13 protein-coding genes are annotated in these 18,924 nt (G+C 45.6%); 9 read left to right on the plus strand and 4 right to left on the minus strand.

Annotated features, from left to right (window positions below):
• The first annotated feature begins 3 nt into the window (after positions 1-3).
• The 4 genes from PXG97_RS21235 (at position 4) to PXG97_RS21250 (ending at position 5,306) form a co-directional block, all read left to right on the plus strand.
• Entirely contained in the window at positions 4-186 is a 183-nt protein-coding gene (locus PXG97_RS21235; RefSeq protein WP_276499861.1) for a hypothetical protein, read from the plus strand.
• Positions 187-1,006: 820 nt separating this feature from the next.
• Positions 1,007-2,554 (plus strand): B12-binding domain-containing radical SAM protein, encoded by a 1,548-nt coding sequence (locus PXG97_RS21240; RefSeq protein ID WP_276499862.1) that lies wholly within the window; start codon positions 1,007-1,009, stop codon positions 2,552-2,554.
• 431 nt (positions 2,555-2,985) lie between these two features.
• Positions 2,986-3,663: a porin family protein gene (locus tag PXG97_RS21245; protein WP_276499863.1), complete on the plus strand. Its 678-nt coding sequence runs from the start codon at positions 2,986-2,988 to the stop codon at positions 3,661-3,663.
• Positions 3,664-4,229: 566 nt separating this feature from the next.
• Positions 4,230-5,306 carry an AI-2E family transporter gene (locus tag PXG97_RS21250; protein ID WP_276499864.1) on the plus strand — a complete coding sequence of 359 codons (1,077 nt, stop codon included), beginning with the start codon at positions 4,230-4,232 and terminating at the stop codon, positions 5,304-5,306.
• A 203-nt stretch (positions 5,307-5,509) separates the two neighbouring features.
• On the opposite strand, the gene qatD is transcribed toward PXG97_RS21250, so the two are convergent.
• From qatD to qatA, 4 genes are read right to left on the minus strand one after another with little or no spacing between them, the layout of a single operon-like run.
• Entirely contained in the window at positions 5,510-6,256 is a 747-nt protein-coding gene (gene qatD / locus PXG97_RS21255) for a Qat anti-phage system TatD family nuclease QatD (RefSeq protein ID WP_276499865.1), read from the minus strand.
• Between the two features lies 1 nt (position 6,257).
• Entirely contained in the window at positions 6,258-7,664 is a 1,407-nt protein-coding gene (qatC, locus tag PXG97_RS21260; protein ID WP_276499866.1) for a Qat anti-phage system QueC-like protein QatC, read from the minus strand.
• A 5-nt stretch (positions 7,665-7,669) separates the two neighbouring features.
• The gene (gene qatB, locus PXG97_RS21265; RefSeq protein WP_276499867.1) at positions 7,670-8,503 is read right to left on the minus strand and encodes a Qat anti-phage system associated protein QatB; all 834 of its coding nucleotides are present in this window, start codon (positions 8,501-8,503) and stop codon (positions 7,670-7,672) included.
• 10 nt (positions 8,504-8,513) lie between these two features.
• The gene (qatA, locus tag PXG97_RS21270) at positions 8,514-10,397 is read right to left on the minus strand and encodes a Qat anti-phage system ATPase QatA (protein WP_276499868.1); all 1,884 of its coding nucleotides are present in this window, start codon (positions 10,395-10,397) and stop codon (positions 8,514-8,516) included.
• Between the two features lie 451 nt (positions 10,398-10,848).
• On the opposite strand from qatA, the gene PXG97_RS21275 reads away from it, so the two are divergent.
• The 5 genes from PXG97_RS21275 to PXG97_RS21295 all read left to right on the plus strand — a co-directional run bounded on the left by PXG97_RS21275 (position 10,849) and on the right by PXG97_RS21295 (position 18,862).
• Positions 10,849-11,574, plus strand: a complete 726-nt coding sequence (locus tag PXG97_RS21275; RefSeq protein WP_276499869.1) for a type IV toxin-antitoxin system AbiEi family antitoxin domain-containing protein — start codon at positions 10,849-10,851, stop codon at positions 11,572-11,574.
• On the plus strand, positions 11,571-12,545 hold the full coding sequence (locus PXG97_RS21280; protein ID WP_276499870.1) for a nucleotidyl transferase AbiEii/AbiGii toxin family protein: 975 nt from the start codon (positions 11,571-11,573) through the stop codon (positions 12,543-12,545). Before PXG97_RS21275 ends, PXG97_RS21280 begins: the two co-directional genes overlap by 4 nt.
• Positions 12,546-12,862: 317 nt before the next feature.
• The gene (locus tag PXG97_RS21285) at positions 12,863-15,610 is read left to right on the plus strand and encodes a class I SAM-dependent DNA methyltransferase (RefSeq protein ID WP_276499871.1); all 2,748 of its coding nucleotides are present in this window, start codon (positions 12,863-12,865) and stop codon (positions 15,608-15,610) included.
• Complete coding sequence (locus PXG97_RS21290; protein ID WP_276499872.1) at positions 15,607-17,658, plus strand: DEAD/DEAH box helicase; 2,052 nt, start codon at positions 15,607-15,609, stop codon at positions 17,656-17,658. The genes PXG97_RS21285 and PXG97_RS21290 overlap by 4 nt, the downstream gene beginning before the upstream one ends.
• Positions 17,651-18,862 carry a GIY-YIG nuclease family protein gene (locus tag PXG97_RS21295; protein ID WP_116541370.1) on the plus strand — a complete coding sequence of 404 codons (1,212 nt, stop codon included), beginning with the start codon at positions 17,651-17,653 and terminating at the stop codon, positions 18,860-18,862. Before PXG97_RS21290 ends, PXG97_RS21295 begins: the two co-directional genes overlap by 8 nt.
• Positions 18,863-18,924 lie beyond the last annotated feature (62 nt).

Consider the following 18,924-nt stretch of genomic DNA (forward strand, 5'->3'; position numbering starts at 1 on the left):
GCTATGGAAAATAAATATCCTGAAGGATCTACCGTGTATGCCAAAGCAAACCCTGGAGTTAAGCTGGCGGTGAGGCGGTACGTAAAACGCATCTATTACTGCACCGATCTGGAGCACCCAAAGGAGAAGGAGCATGTGTACTTTGAGCGGGAACTAACGAACAATGAAACAGCGGTGCCACGTTAGTCTGCCACAGAACCAGAGGCCATAATTTAAAGTAAACTCAATATAACAGCCTTATTGAGTTTGTCTGAGCAAGCACACAGCCTGCCTTACCTGCTCTACCTTTTATTGGGGGCAGCAGCTGATAAACCTTCTACACCATTTAAAGACGGTCATACTTCGCCCTGGCAGCTACGGCTATTCTCCACATCCTGGTGAAATACGAAGCACTACCTTTTGATAATGCAATGCTACAAAGAAAACTACTTGGGTCTGCTCATCCAGCAACAACCACCTGCAGTTCCTGTTAGCAGATCTGGTTGAGGCACATAAGCATGCCAGCTAGTGCAACTTCCATCTGCCAATCCATCACACAGGTAAGGAAATAATCGAGGGGAAAGATTGGTGCAGGGTAACTGCAGGTGCTTGTAATAGATCGTCAACCTGGTGCAGGAGTCTTTTTTATTTGAGGCAGCGGAAGATGGGACAGGTCAGATAGCCGCCATACGCTCCACTGAGAGACTAGGCAGCACCTGACATCTTGCCGTTTTGCTTCACAACACCTGCTGTTCTTCCATGCGGTGTGGTGAATGCTTTTCTTCAGATGACCGGTACCTCCTTTCCACTCTCCACGCAAAAGCCCAGGTGTGGTAAAACCCTTGATTAAATTCTGTTTCCTATAGAATCAAACCAGCTGATTTACACTAATCATCACCCTCGTGAATGACAAGGGCAGTATAACCTTTAGTTCAAAATTTAGTATGATTTAATCTGTATTAATTTTTATTTAATTAATACAGATTAACCTGCTCTAGTTTTAAATGCCGCCCTATACCCCATACCCATGACAAAACTGAAGATTGGCATTATTGACCTGGTGAGCAAGGGCCCCACGAGTACCTTGTGGGCCCGGGTGATGCATGCTAACCTGGCCAGCATCATGCCGCAGGTGGTCGCCACCTGGTGCGAGCAGCAGGGCCATGAGGTGAAGCTTGTTTGCTATACAGGCCTGGAAAACCTGCAAAAGGAGCTGCCAAGGGAAGTGAATATAGTTTTTATCTGCTCTTTCACCCAGGCGGCGTTACTGGCCTATGCGCTCAGCAACTATTTCCGAAGCCAGGGCACAGTTACGGTGCTGGGCGGCCCCCATGCCCGTTGCTACCCGGATGATGCTATAAAGTACTTTGACTATGTGCTGGGCTTCACCCACCAGGAGACTATTGCGGAAGTGCTGCAGGAATGCAGGCCGCAGCAGCCTGAGGGCAGACACCTTTCCGCCAGCAGGCAGCCCGCTCACCTTCCGGGGGTAAAAGAGCGCTGGAAGTTCATCGAGCCTACGCTAAAGAAAGCCCCTTTTCTCCAGATGGTGCCTATGCTGGGAAGCTTGGGTTGCCCTTACACCTGTTCTTTTTGCATTGATGCCACGGTTAATTACCAGCCCATGAATTTCGATGTCATAAAAGAGGACCTACGTTTTCTGCTGACCAAGTTCAAGAGACCCACCGTTGGGTGGCATGACCCGAACTTCGGCGTGCGCTTTGAGGATAACATGGACGCGATTGCCGCCGCTGCCCCTTTGAACAGCTTTCGTTTTTTTGCCGAGAGCAGCCTTTCCATCCTGACAGAGGCGCACCTGAAGGTGTTGCAGCGAAACGGCTTTGAGGCCCTGCTGCCCGGCGTAGAGTCGTGGTATGAACTGGGCAACAAGTCCCGGACCTCCCGCAGCGTGGGGGAGGAGAAGGTGGCCCGTATTTCGGAGCACGTGAACATGATGTTCCGTTACGTGCCCTACGTGCAGACTAACTTTGTGCTGGGGCTGGACAGTGATGAGGGAGAAGAGCCCTTTGAGCTCACCAAGCGCTTTGTGGATCTGTCTCCGGCGGCCTTTCCCGGCTATTCCCTTCTGAGCGCCTTCGGCGAAGCGGCTCCGCTGAACCTGGAATACCAGCGTGCAGGCAGGGTACTACCATTCCCGTTTCACTTCCTGAACAACCACCTGGCGATGAATGTAAAACCACTGAATTACGGGTGGGTGGAGTTCTATGACAAGGTGATTGACCTGACAGCGTATACTTTCTCTAAAAAAGCGATCTACCGCCGGTTCATGGCCTCGCCCAGTCGGTCAGCAAAGTGGATGAATTTTATGCGGGCAGTTTCATCGGAAGGTTACGGCCGTCTGCGTTTTTACCACCAGGTGCGTGAGAAACTGGTCTCAGACGCTGCTTTCAGGCGGTACTTTGAGGGGGAATCACAGCAGTTGCCATCCTTTTATAAAAATATTATTCAGAAAGACTTAGGGATGTGGTGGCGGTGGCTTCCGGAGGGGGCCATGGAGCATGACCCGAATGCCTACCTGCATAAAACCCTCCCTGGTGTTGTTCAACCCGTTTAGCAGCTGTCGCAGCACTTAGGTAGGTAACGGGTTTAACTATAAAATTAGGAATACTACAAAGTAACCGATCTAACTTAAATGAGCGTTCGCTCTTTTTAACATAGTGAAGCTTCCCCTTCCTTTTTCTAGTTGGAAAGGCTGTGGTCACAGTAGACATCTGTTCATAATCCTTACTTGTTTGCTTCTAACCCGCTCTTTCAAAACAGACTCTTTTTCCTCATCAACCAGGCCCTAGGATATGCATACCCACCAGTCGCACACAAGGCAATCGGTTGAAAACAGGACTCTGGTTCCCGTTAAGCTGCTTTGAACTTAGATTTAATTCAGGATACATTAGATAATAGCCCGGATGTAATTTATTTATTATCAATGGTATACGTATAAGTGTTTATAGCGAGTCAGTAATCCTGCTGTTCGAAATCTCAGAAATCATGAAAAATAATTATTCTTTAAGAAAAGTAGCGGGACTTGGCGTTGCCATCCTCTTACTTTTGAACGCGGCTCAGGCAAAAGCACAAAGTGACAGCCCGGGGCCTAAAATTGGCGTAAAAGCGGGTTTAAATTTTTCACAACTCTATGTGGGCCAGCCTAATGCAGAAGACGAAAACACAAAGTTAGGGTATCATTTTGGGGTTTTCGGCAAAATCCCTGTAACGGACTTTCTGGCTATCCAGCCTGAGGTGCTCTACACCAACGTTGGTTCTAAAATAACTTACGGTGGCTCGGATATAGCTGATGTTCTAGGAATTGAACCGGGCGAAGTTCGCTTCAATTTAAACTATGTACAGGTGCCCGTAGCTTTAGCCATCAATATCGGGCCTCTGAATGTTCATGCAGGGCCTTACCTGGCTTACCTGTTGTCTGCCAATGTCAAAGACTTGAAAAAATCAGATTTAAGCACAAAGGATATAAAAGACCTGGAAACAGATGACTTCAACCGGATGGATTTTGGGGTAATGGGCGGGGTTGGATTTGATGTACGGAATGTTACCGTCGGAGCGCGCTATAATCATGGGCTGCGCGAAATCGGAAACAGTGGGCTGGCGGGCAGCTTTACCGAAAACTCCAAGAACTCCGTCGTTCAGATTTACCTGGGATTTGGCATTTGATTTTCCCCCACACTTAAATATAATCACTATGGCTAGCCTTAACCGAACAATGGTTTTAGATACTCTCATCAAGCATGAAACGCTCACCTTAGCCGATCTGGCAAAAACGGTTAATCCGGGCACAGTACCAGAGGACAACCACTTGCAACTGCTACTGGATGAGCTATGCCAAAGCGGACACATACATGTGCTGGATGGGGTTACTCCCTGTACCTATACGGTCACAGATAAAGGAATAAGGGAAGGGAAAAGACTTGTCCAGGAAAGTCAAGAACGGGCCCCTCTGGCAAAGGGAGACCAGTAGTTCAGTTTACTGTTTTGTCTTAAAACATCTGCTTTGTTTTAGATCTATTGCTAAAGCTTGCTGCCGTTGAGGAAGCAAGCTTTTATCCGCTTACCTGCCTATTCTATTCCCTCTAACTTGAAGTTAATGAAACCCGCACCTTTTTACTCGCTGTTCTCCTTACCGCAAGTAAGCCCTGTACAAAATGGCTTTTTGATTAGGAGATCAGTTATGTAGATAACGTTGAGCCAATGCCAGTTGGTGTAGCATTGCATGTTTAACTATGACAAAGCCTGATCCATTTTATAAGAGAATAACGACTGTATTGTTTGGGTTGATCTTATTCGTCTATGTCCTATCCATGCTGGCCGATATTTTGATACCGCTGGCATTTTCTGTGCTGATTGCCATTCTGCTTAATCCCTTGTGCAACAGGTTTCAGGGTTTCGGGTGGCCAAAGGTGCTATCGATTCTGCTGACGCTGCTGATAACTTTCGTTTTGCTGGGAGGCCTCTTCTATTTCCTTTCCTTCCAAATTATCCAGTTTGGTGAAATGATGCCTCAGCTGAAAGATAAGCTTGTCCAGCTGCTCATTGATTTACAGCAGTATGTGGAAAACACTTTTGGGGTCTCTATCCAAAGGCAAACACAATATTTAAAAGATACGGCGACAGGCAACAAGGCTTTGGTTGGCCAAACGATAAGTAGCGCGTTGGGCATGTTTGGCCTGCTCTTTTTAATGCCTGTGTACGTCTTCCTACTCCTATTCTATAAGACGTTGATTCTGGATTTCCTCTTTGAGGTATTTGCCAGAAAAGACTCACAATCAGTAGCTGAAATTATACAAGAATCAAAGAGTGCCATCCAAAGTTATGTGGTGGGTTTATTGATAGAAACATCCATCGTAGCTGTCCTGAACGCTGCCGCTTTGATGATTTTGGGTGTTCCCTATGGTATTTTGCTCGGAGTGATCGGTGCTTTCCTGAATTTGATCCCGTACATTGGCGGACTGATAGCTGTCGTATTGCCTGTGTTGATGGCCACGGTAACCGAAGATGGCTATACAACGCAACTAGGTGTTGTAGGTGCCTATGTTGTGATTCAGTTTATTGACAACAATATCCTGGTGCCCCGGGTGGTTTCTTCCAAGGTGCAAATAAACGCTTTGGTCTCCATCATAGTTGTATTGCTAGGGGGAGCGTTATGGGGAGTAGCTGGCATGTTTTTGGCGATTCTGTTTGTCGCTTTCTTAAAGATAATCTTTGACCGCATTGATGTGCTTAAACCTTGGGGAAGGCTTTTGGGAACCCAACTGCCTCGCCATCATAAACAACGAGACAGGGAAATAACAAAGGTATAAGAGGCTTTGTGCCACAGGATGGTGGTTCCCTTGAAATGATATAGTACGCAGGCTGTTAGTTGAATAAATGAAGACAGGTGCCCTGTAACAGATACTGTGGTTTTGTGGCTTTGCTGTTGCCCTCTGTCTGGATTGGCGCAGACACTATTATATTCTTATATATAGTTAGCCCTATAATTTACCTTATGTTAAATAGGCGAATGTTAGGCTGGCAAAAGCAATCTTTTAAAATTTTCCCAAATTTTATATCTTACTTGATCGTGGTCATTCATCCAAATTGTAGCTAGACCTTTAACCGCCTCCCGTAGGGACTGTTCCCGAGTAAAAATTTTGTCTGTAAAGGTGAATGGTGCATCAGTTTCGGTAACAAGTTTATCTTGTGGAATTTCCTTAATAATATTTTGACCATTCTTACTTGATAACATTTTATGGTTAATAGAAAAGAAATAGCCACGTTCGACCGCACTTTTTAAGTCTCTTGAACTTCCAGAATACCAGTGCAAGATAACCTGATGTTGCGTACCTTTTAAAGCAGTCGTAAGTTCATCTATTGTCTCTTTAGCCGCTCCTCTGCTATGCACCGTGATAACCTTCGGGTTTGAATTTTTAATTGAATCCAAAAGGCGTCTAAACACTTTAAGTTGTGTGTCACGGACTAATTTATCCTTTGAAGTGCCATCTAGCCCAATTTCGCCTATGTATTTCGCTTTAGAACATAGATTATCAAATAAGTCTGTTTCATGCTCTCGCTCTACTGCGAGTTCTGGATGCAGCCCAAGCGCCACCCTTATATTGTGACTCTCTCCGAACAGCTTTTGATTGGGAGCCCATAGCGCAGGGGTATTGGTAACAGTAATCGTCTTTATAGGCAAGTTGTCTTCCCTGTCCACACTAGACCTGATGTCTTTGAACAGGTCTAGGTGGCAATGGGTATCTACATAATAGGGCATATCACTCAACAACAGTCACATTTTGTAATACAGCTTCCACCTCTTCCAGCCCCCTTTTGTATACAGCTAAGGACTGGTCAGGAAACTCCAGCGGTCCAGTAAGCCTGATGGCAGCCGTTAAAAAATTAGGGTCTTGACGAACTCTTTCAATCATATACTTAAACGCCATAACATTTTCCCCTTTTGCGGTCTTATTCTCCACTTTTGCTGTTGATGCGTGCAAACGCGTTTTGTAAATATCAGTTCTGTAGCGTCTTCCTTCTATTAATTGATCATTATCATCGGGTTGGTTTGCTTTCTTCAAAGCCGCACGGCGTATGATGCACGGCACACACCTCCCGCAGTGCTTTCTCCCAGCTCCTTCAATATTTGCATTACGGGTAGAAGGTCGGCTACAAGACATGGTATCTACTTCAGCGACAAAGGAAGCAGCACCACTCTCCAGCAGCATCTCACCCTTGGTCTTGAACTCAAAGGGATTGATAACGTCAACAGCTATTCCTACGGCGTTGAACAGGCGCTGCATTAGGGTTAGGTAATAAGGGTGAGTTGTTCGGGTGCTATAAGCACCAATTCGTAAAGGCGTCAACGGAAGGTTGAGTGTGATAAACCCATTCTCTGGTATATAAAGGTTTTTCCTTGCATTGTTTTCGGATGCAGGGAGAGCTGTGGCGCAGGCAGCCCCCAAGGCCAGAAAAAGGAAGGAACGTCCTCGCTCCGTATTTTCACCTTCCATGGCTCTACCATGAAGCTTCGGTTTTCCCACCCTTACGAATGCTCTTACCAGATCTGGTGATAAGGTGCTGTAGCGATCCATAAGCTCTCGACTGGCGTTATTGCGGTACTCAGATACGTCACTGCTCTTCGCGTGCCCAACTAAAAGTGGTCTTTTGCCTTCATCCAAAAGTTTCATCGCACCAATAAAGCTGTCCATTCCCCCAGAGAAAAGGCATATATCATCAGTTACATACGCTGTCGGCTTCATCGTCCTTGTAGAGACAACGATACTCGCCTCACTTTGCCTAAAGGTTATCTGCCATAAATCTCCCGTCAGGAAGTTCAGTATCTCTGTAATAAGCTCCTGCTGGGGCTGCCAGACAGAAACATCGCTCACTGGCACAAACAGGTGAAACTGCCTCGTCCAACCGTCATCCGAGTTTCGGTACCGGTTGATACTGGTGTCTGCGGCGTAAGCAGCGCAGGCTAATGACAATAGGTCGAGCCCCTCCAAGGAAGGATTTAACTTAAGCCGACGTAGCTCCTTAAGCAAATTTTTAATGCTTATTCTTTGATCTTTTTGTTCTGTGTTCTGGATATGAAATGTGTAGAAGGCGGAGAACTGATCATGTTCAACCAACGCTCCTTCATCATGATTACCTATTCTTAGCTCTATTCCTATCTGAGGCATGTTGTCTATTTTTGAGAACCAACGATTGATTTAAAGGCGATACTGTAAATTTTGAGCACAGCCTGGTCTAAATTGTTTCGGTCTGCCATCTTCCCGCTCAGTTCAGGCACAATGCGACTATGGACAAGACCGCTTACGATCTGGTATAGCTTTTCTTCTACTTCGATAGCCCTGGCAGGATCTGATGTAGCCGTTGTTAACGATCTTCCTACATCACAGATGAGCTTATAAACAATGCTCTCTTCCAGAAATACGGCCATCATTTCGCAAACCTGTGGCTCTGTAAGGCTTTTTAAGTCCAAGCCAGGCATGTCTTTCACCAAACGCGTTATTGTCACCGCATACGCTTGTCGTGTTACGGTGTCATCCAGCAAGGCAGAAGTACCGCAGACATGCTCCATCAGTGCTGCTAACACCTGTATAGCAGGCTGATCTTTGTAATTATCAAGATTAAGCCTGGAAAGAGTGTTTGCTAGTCCGTTCTGACGAATATCACTAAGGATGATGCCAAATCGCGCTACCGCTTTACCAGAACGGCTCATCCTACGGGCAGAGCTGGATGCACCACCGCCTGCCTGTGTGACATAGTTCTTTAGTACCCGCTCAAGACTTGAATAATCTCCTGTCCGGACAGCCTCACGAAAGCCGCGCTGACTTTTATCAAAGGGGTTAGCTGGGCGCTGTAATTCTTCTATATCTTCTTTTTCATTGGCTTCATCTTCAGGATCTTCTGTCGGTTCTGCGTCATTCTTATCATCTAACGATTCTTCCTCATCGATCCAATCTGGAATCAACGGTACAGTTGGTTTAGGACCGTGGCGATTAATGGATGTTCCCATAGTTTGTTAATTATTTTAATTCTTCAATTAGTGCTTTAAGAGTTTGGTCAGCGTTAGGATCTTGTGAGATATTTTCAAAAAGCACTCTTCTTGCTTGCTTACCCTCTGAACTTCTGAAGAAGTCTATTCTAGTAGGTAACCAGGCTCCTAAATCTTTCGGGGCGACGGAATTAAGTAAATCTACTAGGGGAACTTCTAATGAAGCTTGACGCTGCACTAAATATGTCAGGCCTTCCATTGGTTTTGGCATGTTTTTCCAATCCCCCTCCTTCACTGTTAAGGTTTTAAGTTTATCAAAAAGAAGCCTTGCCAAACTATCTCCCAGTGCCTTTATTTCAGACTCGTATTTTACAAAAGTTAATCTGATACCTGAAGCTAGTGCTTCAAAAATCGGTGCCAATGCTGGAGGAAGGTCATCCGCTACTCTAAAGCTTACAGCGCGATCTCTTGAAATAAAGACATAAGGTCTTAGATCTACTTCTGTGAGCGAAGGTGCTTGTTTAGCCCATTCCCGTAGATTTGAGTTTATAGGCTTTTCAGTAGCTTTAACAGCTATTTTAGTCTCTTTTTTCTTGCCACTTGTATCTTTCGCCTTATCTGTTTCTTCGAGTTGTTTTATAGTGCTTGATGTACCTTTGTCAGACTCAGTCGCGTCCATAACCACTTTTTCATATACTTCAGAGTGAAAGCGTTCGAGCAGCATGAGCTTTGCCAACACATCCATTGCCACTTTGGTCTCTAGGCCGTAAATCTTTGCGACGCGCTTTCGCAGAAAGAGAGTATTTAGAAAGCGCTTAATATTCCGTGGATTTCCTCGTAGTTCGTTAGCTAAAGTATTACCCAACTGTTCGGCAACAGCCAAAGTGCCTCTCAAGTCCTGGTTTTCGCCCCCAAATTGTTTTGCTATAAACTCGTAAGACAGCTCAGTATTATCATAAGGCGTTTCTCTTGAGCTCTCGAAAGCATGGCATATTTCTATAAGCCTGTCTTTATCATATTCTAAATGATTTTGCAGGAGCATAAAACGGATGTAATTCTGAGTCTGCAACTTATTCAGAGACGGAACCCTTATAGGAACCTGAATCAGTTTCTCCAAGTAATGTTTCGTATAATCAGCTTGTGAGACAGGGAGATCAGGGAAATGGCGCCTTACAGCATATTCTATCATTTGTTCGTCTGCTGCGATAACGAATACTGTTCCTTCAATAAATAGAAAGAGCTTAACTGCCTCCAGTATATCTATGACAGCCGATGGCAAGCAGCGATCTAAATCATCAACCAGCACTACTAATCGCTCAACCGTTGATTCCTTTATCAATTGCTGTAATTCTTTTCTGAAAGCCTCTATTTGTGCTGGAACAGTTGCCTCTTCTGGTTTAAGCCAAGGGTCCTCCTCTGCTTGGACTTCAACATTTACATCTGGTGACGCTTCATCTTTTTTTGAAAAAAGGCTCTTTGCACCTGCCATTAACCCAGGTACACCGAATAGGGCAGTCGCTGGAAGGCCTAGCGCAGCCGTCATAGCTAAACTTCCGCCAACCTTTGCAACCTTAAGCCAGTTAATGCGCCTGAGAATTGATTTCCCAAGATCAAGCATCTTATCATTAGTACTTCGAGTTTTCAACAACTCATGTACTACGGCTTCCATTAACGCTGACTTGGTGTCTTCATAACCTTGGTAAAGCCAACCGTTGAAAGTAAAGCAAAGGGTCTGAGTATCACTCTTTAATTCTGTCTCAATCAGAGAGAGTATCGATGTTTTACCGGCACCCCAACTGCCATGTATACCAACGGTTAAGGGCCGTAGCTCCTCTTCCCGCATAATCTCCACTATCGTTTGGGCAACTCGCTGATGCCCGAGAAGATCTAAGTCAGTTTCTTTGTCATTCCACATATACAATTCTTATTTTTTGATGCCGATTATTCCTCTGCTGCTACCACTTCAATGGCAAACTAAATCCCGTCCACATCTGCCGGGTTGTGAAGCTCCAGATATACTTGCTTGCTCGTATGCAATACACTTATTCTAGGTGTAGGCTATGTTGGCATTGGAGTGGCTATCATCTATTTTCAATGGTTGGGATAGCATCAGGAATGCAAAATACTATAATTTTTTATTTGTTATATATTAAGTTTTTTATATTATATTTTAATATAATCCACTTACAGAAAGTCCTAAAATTGAATACAATTTTAGGTGCTAGATGAGAAGCAATCTATGTTAAGTTAATATATACTATAACTCTCTGTCTTGTTTGTCAAGTTTTATAACAAAAAAACTTGACAAAATAAGGTGTTACGTCTTATCTTTGAAGAGTGGTTCTAAACTACATAGGAAGCAGAATATGAGCATCATGCAGCAAGTCCGGGAAAGAATCGAACAGGCCCAGCCCGGTCAGCTGCTGACTTATGCTGATTTTCAGGTAAATGACAGCCAGCTGGAGGCCCTGGCTGCGGCGCTCAGCCGCCTGGCCAAGCAAGGGGTAGTCAACCGGCTGGCAAAAGGCCGCTACTATAAGCCAAAGGAAACTGTTTTCGGGAAAGTGAGACCATCCGAAAAAGAGATCATCAAGAGCCTGAGCACCTCCAAAGGCAAAGTCAAAGGGTACGAGAGCGGTTTGGGGCTTTACAACCAGCTGGGTCTGACAACGCAGGTTCCCCAGGAGGTGACGCTGATGACACGCAAGCAGCGCCGGGTAGCGAATGTAGGGAAAACCAAAATCCGTTATGTTCAAAGCCCCACCAACTTCAAGGAGTCTGACATTGACAAGCTTCAGGTCCTGGACGCTCTGCGCGGTTACAAGAGGATTCCGGACCGCAACAGCGAAAAGACGATCCTCATGCTGCTTAAGTATATCAAGGAGTTAGCCGAAGGCGACATGGACCGGCTCATGGAGCTGGCGCTGGACTATAATCCCTCTACCCGAGCCTTACTGGGTGCCCTGCTGGAGCAACTCGGCTATGCAGAGGAGGCAGACAGGCTAAGGCAGTCACTCAACCCGCTGACTAAATACAAACTGGGCATTAGCGAGAGCATACTGCCTAACAGAAAAGACTGGAATATTATATGAACCTGCACCAAAATCCGGAGGTGTTTCGGGATGCCATTACGGCCACGGCAGAGGCCCTGCAGATTAGGGATGTGTATGTGGAGAAAGACTACTGGGTGACACTGGTGCTTTACCGCCTGGCCCACTCCCCCTACGTGGAGCAAGCCATTTTCAAGGGCGGCACCTCCTTGTCCAAAGCCTACAACCTGATTGAGCGTTTTTCCGAGGACATCGACCTGGCCATCAACGCGCCTGGAAGCATGACTAACAACCAGGTCATGCAGCTGATCCGCAAAATCTCAAAAGAGATCACGAAGGACATGGTGGAGGTAGCTGACCCGTACCGGACCAGCAAGGGCTCCCGGTTCCGCAAAACGCTGCACGACTACGGGGCCTCCGTGCAGGGAGACTACGGTCAGGTTACCGACAAGATTTTAGTCGAGATTAACTCCTTTGCCAGCCCTAACCCACACCAGCTGATGTCGATCAAGACCTACATCAGCCAGTTTATGGCTCAACGCGGCTTGCTGGACATGATCCGCCAGTATGGGCTAGAGCCCTTTGAGGTGAATGTGGTAAGCCTGGAGCGCACCTTCACAGAGAAAGTGCTCGCCCTCGTGCGGGCTTCCTATGCCGAAAACCCAGTAGATGAATTAGGTAGCAAGATCCGCCATGTATACGACCTGCACGCCATGCTAAAAGCACCTGCAGTGACCGCCTTTCTGCACAGCGAGGACTTCTTTCAAATGATCAAGGCCGTGCAGGCTGATGATGCCCGCAACAGCGAATTTCAGGGTGACTGGGCCATGCAGCCGTTAGATGCCTGCCTGCTGTTCGCGGATGTAAAAGGAGCCTGGAATTCTTTAGAGACGGCCTACCAGCAGGAATTCCGTTCCCTCGTGTATGGTACGCTGCCTGACGCGGAGGAGATTGTTACCGTCTTGGGAATAGTCGCTGCACGCCTTAAGGCATTCGGAGACAGGAAGAGTTGATATGGACCTAATGTAGCTGTTAGACCCTGCATAAGAAGTACGGTATATAATCTATTCCTTAAATGTGCTAATCCATGCCCTAATGGATAGAATCACGGTAGTCAAAATGAGAAGTTTTAAGGCCAGTATCTTATGGGATAGCCTTAAAACTTCTCTTAGCACTCATCCATATTGATATATACTTTATCATATTTTAGGTAAATTGCTAACCCTGTTAACAAATAAACCAGTCACTCTAACTCAGATCACGGTAGTTTTAGAATAACAATTCTAAAGCTGTGCCTTCTTCTGTAGTTTGATCATATAAGAAGTAAGAAATGAACGCAGTTGAGATTGAGGAAGCTATTTCATTACTGGCAGAACAGCCTTTTAATCCTGTTGAGTTTCCCTATGCTTTTCTGGAAGCCTTTGGCAATAAGGCTACAACCATTAAGCGCCTACAATCCGGCAACAATAATAAATCGGACGTAGAGGGCGGAGTTCTCCAGCGAAACAATATTCACATAGTTGTATGCGAAGAAGGCGCGGTTTTAGAAACGCTGAACCGGCTCCGCAATAGCCCGGCAACAGCTAAAGCTAAGGCCAAATTTATCCTGGCTACGGATGGTAAGGAGTTCCAGGCCGAAGATATGAATAGCGGTGAGACTGTTGCTTGCGACTATCCACAATTTAACGAGCATTTTGGCTTCTTTCTGCCTCTGGCAGGCATTAGTACTGTAAAGCAAATACGAGAAAATGCCTTTGATATAAGGGCTACGGCACGCCTTAACAAGCTCTATGTAGAGCTCTTGCAACATAATCCAGACTGGGCCACTGAAGCGCGGCGGCACGACATGAACCATTTCCTGGCTCGGCTGATCTTTTGCTTTTTTGCTGAAGATACCGGCATCTTTAGTGGGAACAATCCTTTTGTCGATACAATTCAGAGAACTAGCGCCTCTGATGCTTCAGATACGCACGAGGTGATGAGCGAGATCTTCCGAGCAATGGATACAAAGCGCGAAGACCGAAAAGCCAAGAACATACGTAGCTGGGCCATAAACTTTCCTTACGTGAACGGAGAGCTATTTTCCGGTTCTACCGAATGCCCGAAGTTTACCAAGATTGCTCGCTCTTACCTAATTCACATTGGCAACTTAGATTGGAAGAAAATTAACCCGGATATTTTCGGCTCCATGATTCAGGCGGTGGCTGATGAAGACGAACGTAGTGCACTGGGTATGCACTATACTTCTGTACCCAATATTCTGAAAGTACTTAATCCGCTGTTTCTTGATGATCTGCGCGCGCAACTGGAGGAAGCAGGCGATAACGGGCGTAAGCTGCTTAACCTGCGCAAACGCCTGGCCCGCATCCGGGTGTTTGACCCGGCCTGTGGCTCTGGCAATTTTTTAGTGATTGCTTACAAGCAAATGCGGGAGATTGAAGCAGAGATCAACAAACGCCGGGATGAAGGAGACAGGCCTACGGAAATACCGCTAACCAACTTCCGAGGTATAGAGTTGCGTGATTTCTCTTGCGAGATAGCACGCCTTGCTCTTATCATCGCTGAATATCAGTGTGATGTGATTTATCGGGGGCAGAAGCTAGCAATCGCAGATTTTCTGCCGCTGAGCAAAGAAAACTGGATCACTCGTGGCAATGCCCTGCAGCTAGAGTGGCTTTCTGTTTGTCCACCGACCGGAACAGGTGTAAGGCTTCACAGCAACGACCTCTTTTCTACTCCTTTACATCAATCTGAAATTGATTTTGAAAACGAAGGAGGCGAAACCTATATCTGCGGAAACCCACCTTACCTAGGGTCAACCTGGCAATCCAAAGAACAAAAATCCGATTTACAAGCTATCTTCAAAGACCTAACCAAATTATGGAAGTCGCTTGATTATGTAGCAGGTTGGTTTATGAAAGCTGCCCAATACGGCAGGCATACCAATGCTGCCTCGGCTTTCGTTTCTACCAATTCCATTTGCCAAGGCCAGCAAGTACCCATACTTTGGCCACTGATATTCAACACAGGCCATGAAATTTCATTCGCTCATACATCTTTCAAATGGAATAATCTTGCCAGCCATAATGCCGGTGTAACTGTGGTTATTGTTGGAATTTCAAATCACACCAGAACTGGAAAGCGGTTATTTTCAGTTGATGAAAATAGCGTAGTGACTGAAAAGAAAGTTGATAATATTAATGCTTATTTGGTAGCGTCCTCTGAAGTTCATGTGACTTCTGCCAGAAAGCCTATATCACCTATAGAAAAGATGACTTATGGCAATAAGCCTGTTGATGGTGGACATCTATTTATAGAAAACGGTGATGTGCCTTCAGATCTGTCTGAAGAGATGCAATCATTTATTAGGCCTATCGCCGGCAGTCATGATTTTATAAATGGTACTGTAAGACATTGTTTGTGGATAAAGAATGAAAAATTAGATTTAGCCTTATCTAACCCCTTTATAGCTGAAAGAATTGAGAGGAATAGACTTAACCGTCTTGCAAGCCGAGACATAGGGGCTAAGCAATTAGCTGAAAGGGCGCACCAGTTTAGGGATACACAAGAAGCAACTAATTGGAGTTTTATTATCCCAAGGCATTCTTCTGAAAACAGGCTCTATCTACCAATAGGCTTATTAGATCGAACCTTATTGATTAATGATAGTGCTTTTGCTATTTATGATGCACCCCTTTGGAATATGGCTATAGTTGCTTCTCAGATGCATTTAGTTTGGATTAAAACTGTCTGTGGACAATTAGAAACACGTATTCGTTACTCTAACACGCTTGGCTGGAACACTTTTCCCGTGCCGACCTTAACAACAAAAAATAAAGAAGATTTAACCCGTTGCGCTGAAGAAATTTTAATAGCGCGGGAGCGCCATTTCCCCGCCACCATCGCTGATCTCTACGATCCAGAGAAAATGCCCGAAGACCTCTGCCATGCCCATGAACGTAACGATGAAGTGCTGGAGCGCATTTACATTGGCCGCCGGTTTAAAAACGACACCGAGCGCCTGGAAAAACTTTTCGATCTTTATACCCAAATGACTACTAAAGCCAAGAATTCATGAGCGAAAAAAAAGCTGTACCATCCGTTACCGTTAACTATAAAAGAACCGGAAGTTCTACCAACTCAAATGAACTTGGCATGCGCGCCATGCAAGAACGCGCCTATGAAAAACGCGGTGAACAGTATTTGCTTATTAAATCCCCACCAGCCTCGGGGAAAAGCCGGGCGTTAATGTTTATAGCGCTGGACAAGCTGAACAACCAAGGCATTAAACAAGCTATTATCGCGGTTCCGGAAAAGTCTATAGGCTCCAGCTTTGCCAATGAACCGCTTAGCAAATACGGTTTCCACTATGACTGGCATGTAGAGCCAAAATGGAACCTCTGTAATGCCCCAGGGGAAGATGGCAGCAAGGTTAATGCCGTTGGATCTTTCTTAAGCAGCGAAGACAAGGTACTGATTTGCACCCATGCCACGTTTCGTTTTGCCGTAGAGCGATTCGGAGTAGAGGCTTTTGACGATCGACTCATTGCCATTGATGAATTCCACCATGTGAGTGCCGATGAAGGTAATGTTCTCGGTTCACAAATCAGGCAACTGGTAGAACGCGATAAGACACATATTGTGGCCATGACAGGCTCCTACTTTCGTGGGGATGCCAACCCTGTCCTGATGCCTGAAGATGAGGCTAAATTCGATACTGTTACTTATACTTACTATGAGCAACTTAACGGTTACGAATACCTTAAAACCTTGCATGTTGGTTATTACTTCTATAGTGAGGCTTATGCTGACGAGATTTTAAATGTTCTTAACCCTAATGAAAAAACGATCATCCATATACCGAACGTCAATTCGCGCGAGAGTATGGGGGATAAAATCAAGGAAGTTGAGCATATTTTGTTTGAGCTTGGCGAGTGGCAGGGTACTGACCCAAGCACCGGCTTTCATTTAGTTAAAACGCCAGAGGGTAAAGTTTTGAAAATTGCTGATCTGGTTGAAGATGATTCCGCAAAGCGCTCAAGAGTACTAGCCGCGCTGAGAATGCCGGAAGCCAAAAAGAATCGCGACCACGTTGACATCATTATCGCGCTAGGAATGGCCAAAGAAGGTTTCGACTGGATATGGTGTGAACATGCACTTACGGTAGGCTACCGCTCTAGCCTAACCGAGATTGTACAAATTATCGGGCGCGCCACACGGGATGCACCCAATAAAACCCAGGCCCGCTTCACCAACCTCATTGCCGAGCCCGATGCAGCAGAAGAGGCCGTTACCGATGCGGTTAACGATACACTCAAGGCCATTTCAGCCAGCCTGTTGATGGAGCAGGTGCTGGCCCCTAAGTTTAATTTTGTGCCTAAGCAAAAAGACTCAGGACCGGTTGAAGGAATGTACTATGGGGAAGGCGGCTATGATCCAGGTAAAGAAAATATCGGGGTTAATGAAAAGACGGGCCAATATCACATTGAGATAAAAGGTCTTTCTGCGCCCAAAAGCCAAGACGCCCAGCGTATTTGCCGGGAGGATTTGAATGAGGTTATCGCAGCATTTGTTCAAGACAAGCAGACCATCGAACGCGGCCTGTTTGACGAAGAGGTAGTGCCCCAGGAGCTCACCCAAATCCGTATGGGGAAGATAATCAAAGAAAGGTACCCAGAGCTAGACGATGAGGATGTAGAATCCGTGCGCCAGCATGCTGTTGCCGCGCTGAACCTGACTCAGAAAGCAAAAGAAGCCATCAACAATGACAGTGAATTAGCTGGCCGCGCCAATACAGCTTTGATTGACGGGGTACGGAAATTTGCTATGGATGTCCGCGAGCTGGATGTAGACTGGATTGATAGCATTAATCCGTTTAGTGAAGCCTACTCCATTTTAGCTAAGGCTATGACGGAGAAAAGCCTGAAGGCTATGGCAGAAGTTATTTCAGCTAAAAAGCCCAACATATCAATAGATGAAGCACGAGACCTTGCCAAACGGGCTCTAAAATTCAAAAAAGAGAAAGGCAGATTACCAGATATCAAATCTGCTGACCCTTGGGAGCAACGTATGGCACAAGGAATAGCGTATTTGGCTCGTTTAAAAGCAGAGGAGAGAAATGGCTAAACAACAGAAACTGACCGAAGAAGATGACGCGCTTTTAGCAGAACTCGGCATAGAGGTAGAAGCCAAAAAAGCCGTTAAGTACTCGCCCAGAGAAGAGCGAATTATCGCTGGCTTTGAGGAGATACAAAAGTTCGTGGAAGAGCATAATCGATTGCCCGAACACGGTGAGGACAGAGATATTTTTGAAAGGCTGTATGCCGTAAGGCTTGAACAAATCCGCAGGCAGGAAGAGTGCAGAAATCTTCTTAAAGAGCTGGATCATCAAAATCTTCTGGATAGCGAAAGTAAACCTGGTGCAGACATTTCAGAGGACTTGGATGACGAGGAATTGCTGGCGCAGCTTGGCGTGGATGTTAATAACGAGGATTCAATCACAAACCTAAAACATGTAAAGCCTCGCGTAGAGAAAAAGGCAGCAGAAGAAATTGCCAACCGTACCCGCTGCGAAGATTTCGACAACTTCAAACCATTGTTTGCGGCGGTTAAAAGAGATATCGATACTGGTTTCAGGAAAACTATTCGTTTCAGAAAAGACGCCGGCTTCACCAAGACAAGCCTTAAGAAAGCTCAGTTTATTATTGTAGGGGGGCAAATGGCGTATATAGCCGAGATTGGAGAAACGTTTAAAGCTCCCAATGGTGAAGAAGATGCCCGCTTGCGGGTTATTTATGCCAACGGTACGGAAAGCAATATTTTGCTCAGGTCTCTGATTCGGGCCATGTACAAGGACGAAACCAGTAGGTTTATCACTGACGCCGACTCAGGGCCTCTATTCTCTGGCGAGAACAGTGAAGATGATCAGGAGAGCGGTACAATTTACGTACTGCGTAGCCTATCCAATCATCCTACTATCAAAGAGAACAGAGAGATCGTCCATAAAATTGGAGTGACGGGTGGAGCTGTTGAGAAACGGCTTGTGAACGCCAAAAATGATCCAACCTTTCTTATGGCCGATGTAGAAGTAGTAGCCACTTACAAACTAGCGAACATCAACAGGACGAAACTTGAGAATATAATTCACAAGTTTTTCGGTGCAGCAAAGTTGGATATTGAATTAATGGACCGTTTTGGAAAGCCGGTAAAAGCACGAGAATGGTTTTTGGTTCCGATCTTCATTATTGATGAAATGGTAGAAAAAATCAAAGATGGCACTGTCAGCGCTTATTATTATGATCCCGCTTCTGCAGAGTTAAAGAAGCATTAGGATAGGTAGCCTTTTGAAGTAAAGACTTTCATTGTAATCACTGTCAAACGTTGCTGGGAATG

The organism is Pontibacter litorisediminis, from assembly GCF_029360645.1.
Taxonomy (GTDB): Bacteria; Bacteroidota; Bacteroidia; order Cytophagales; family Hymenobacteraceae; genus Pontibacter; species Pontibacter litorisediminis.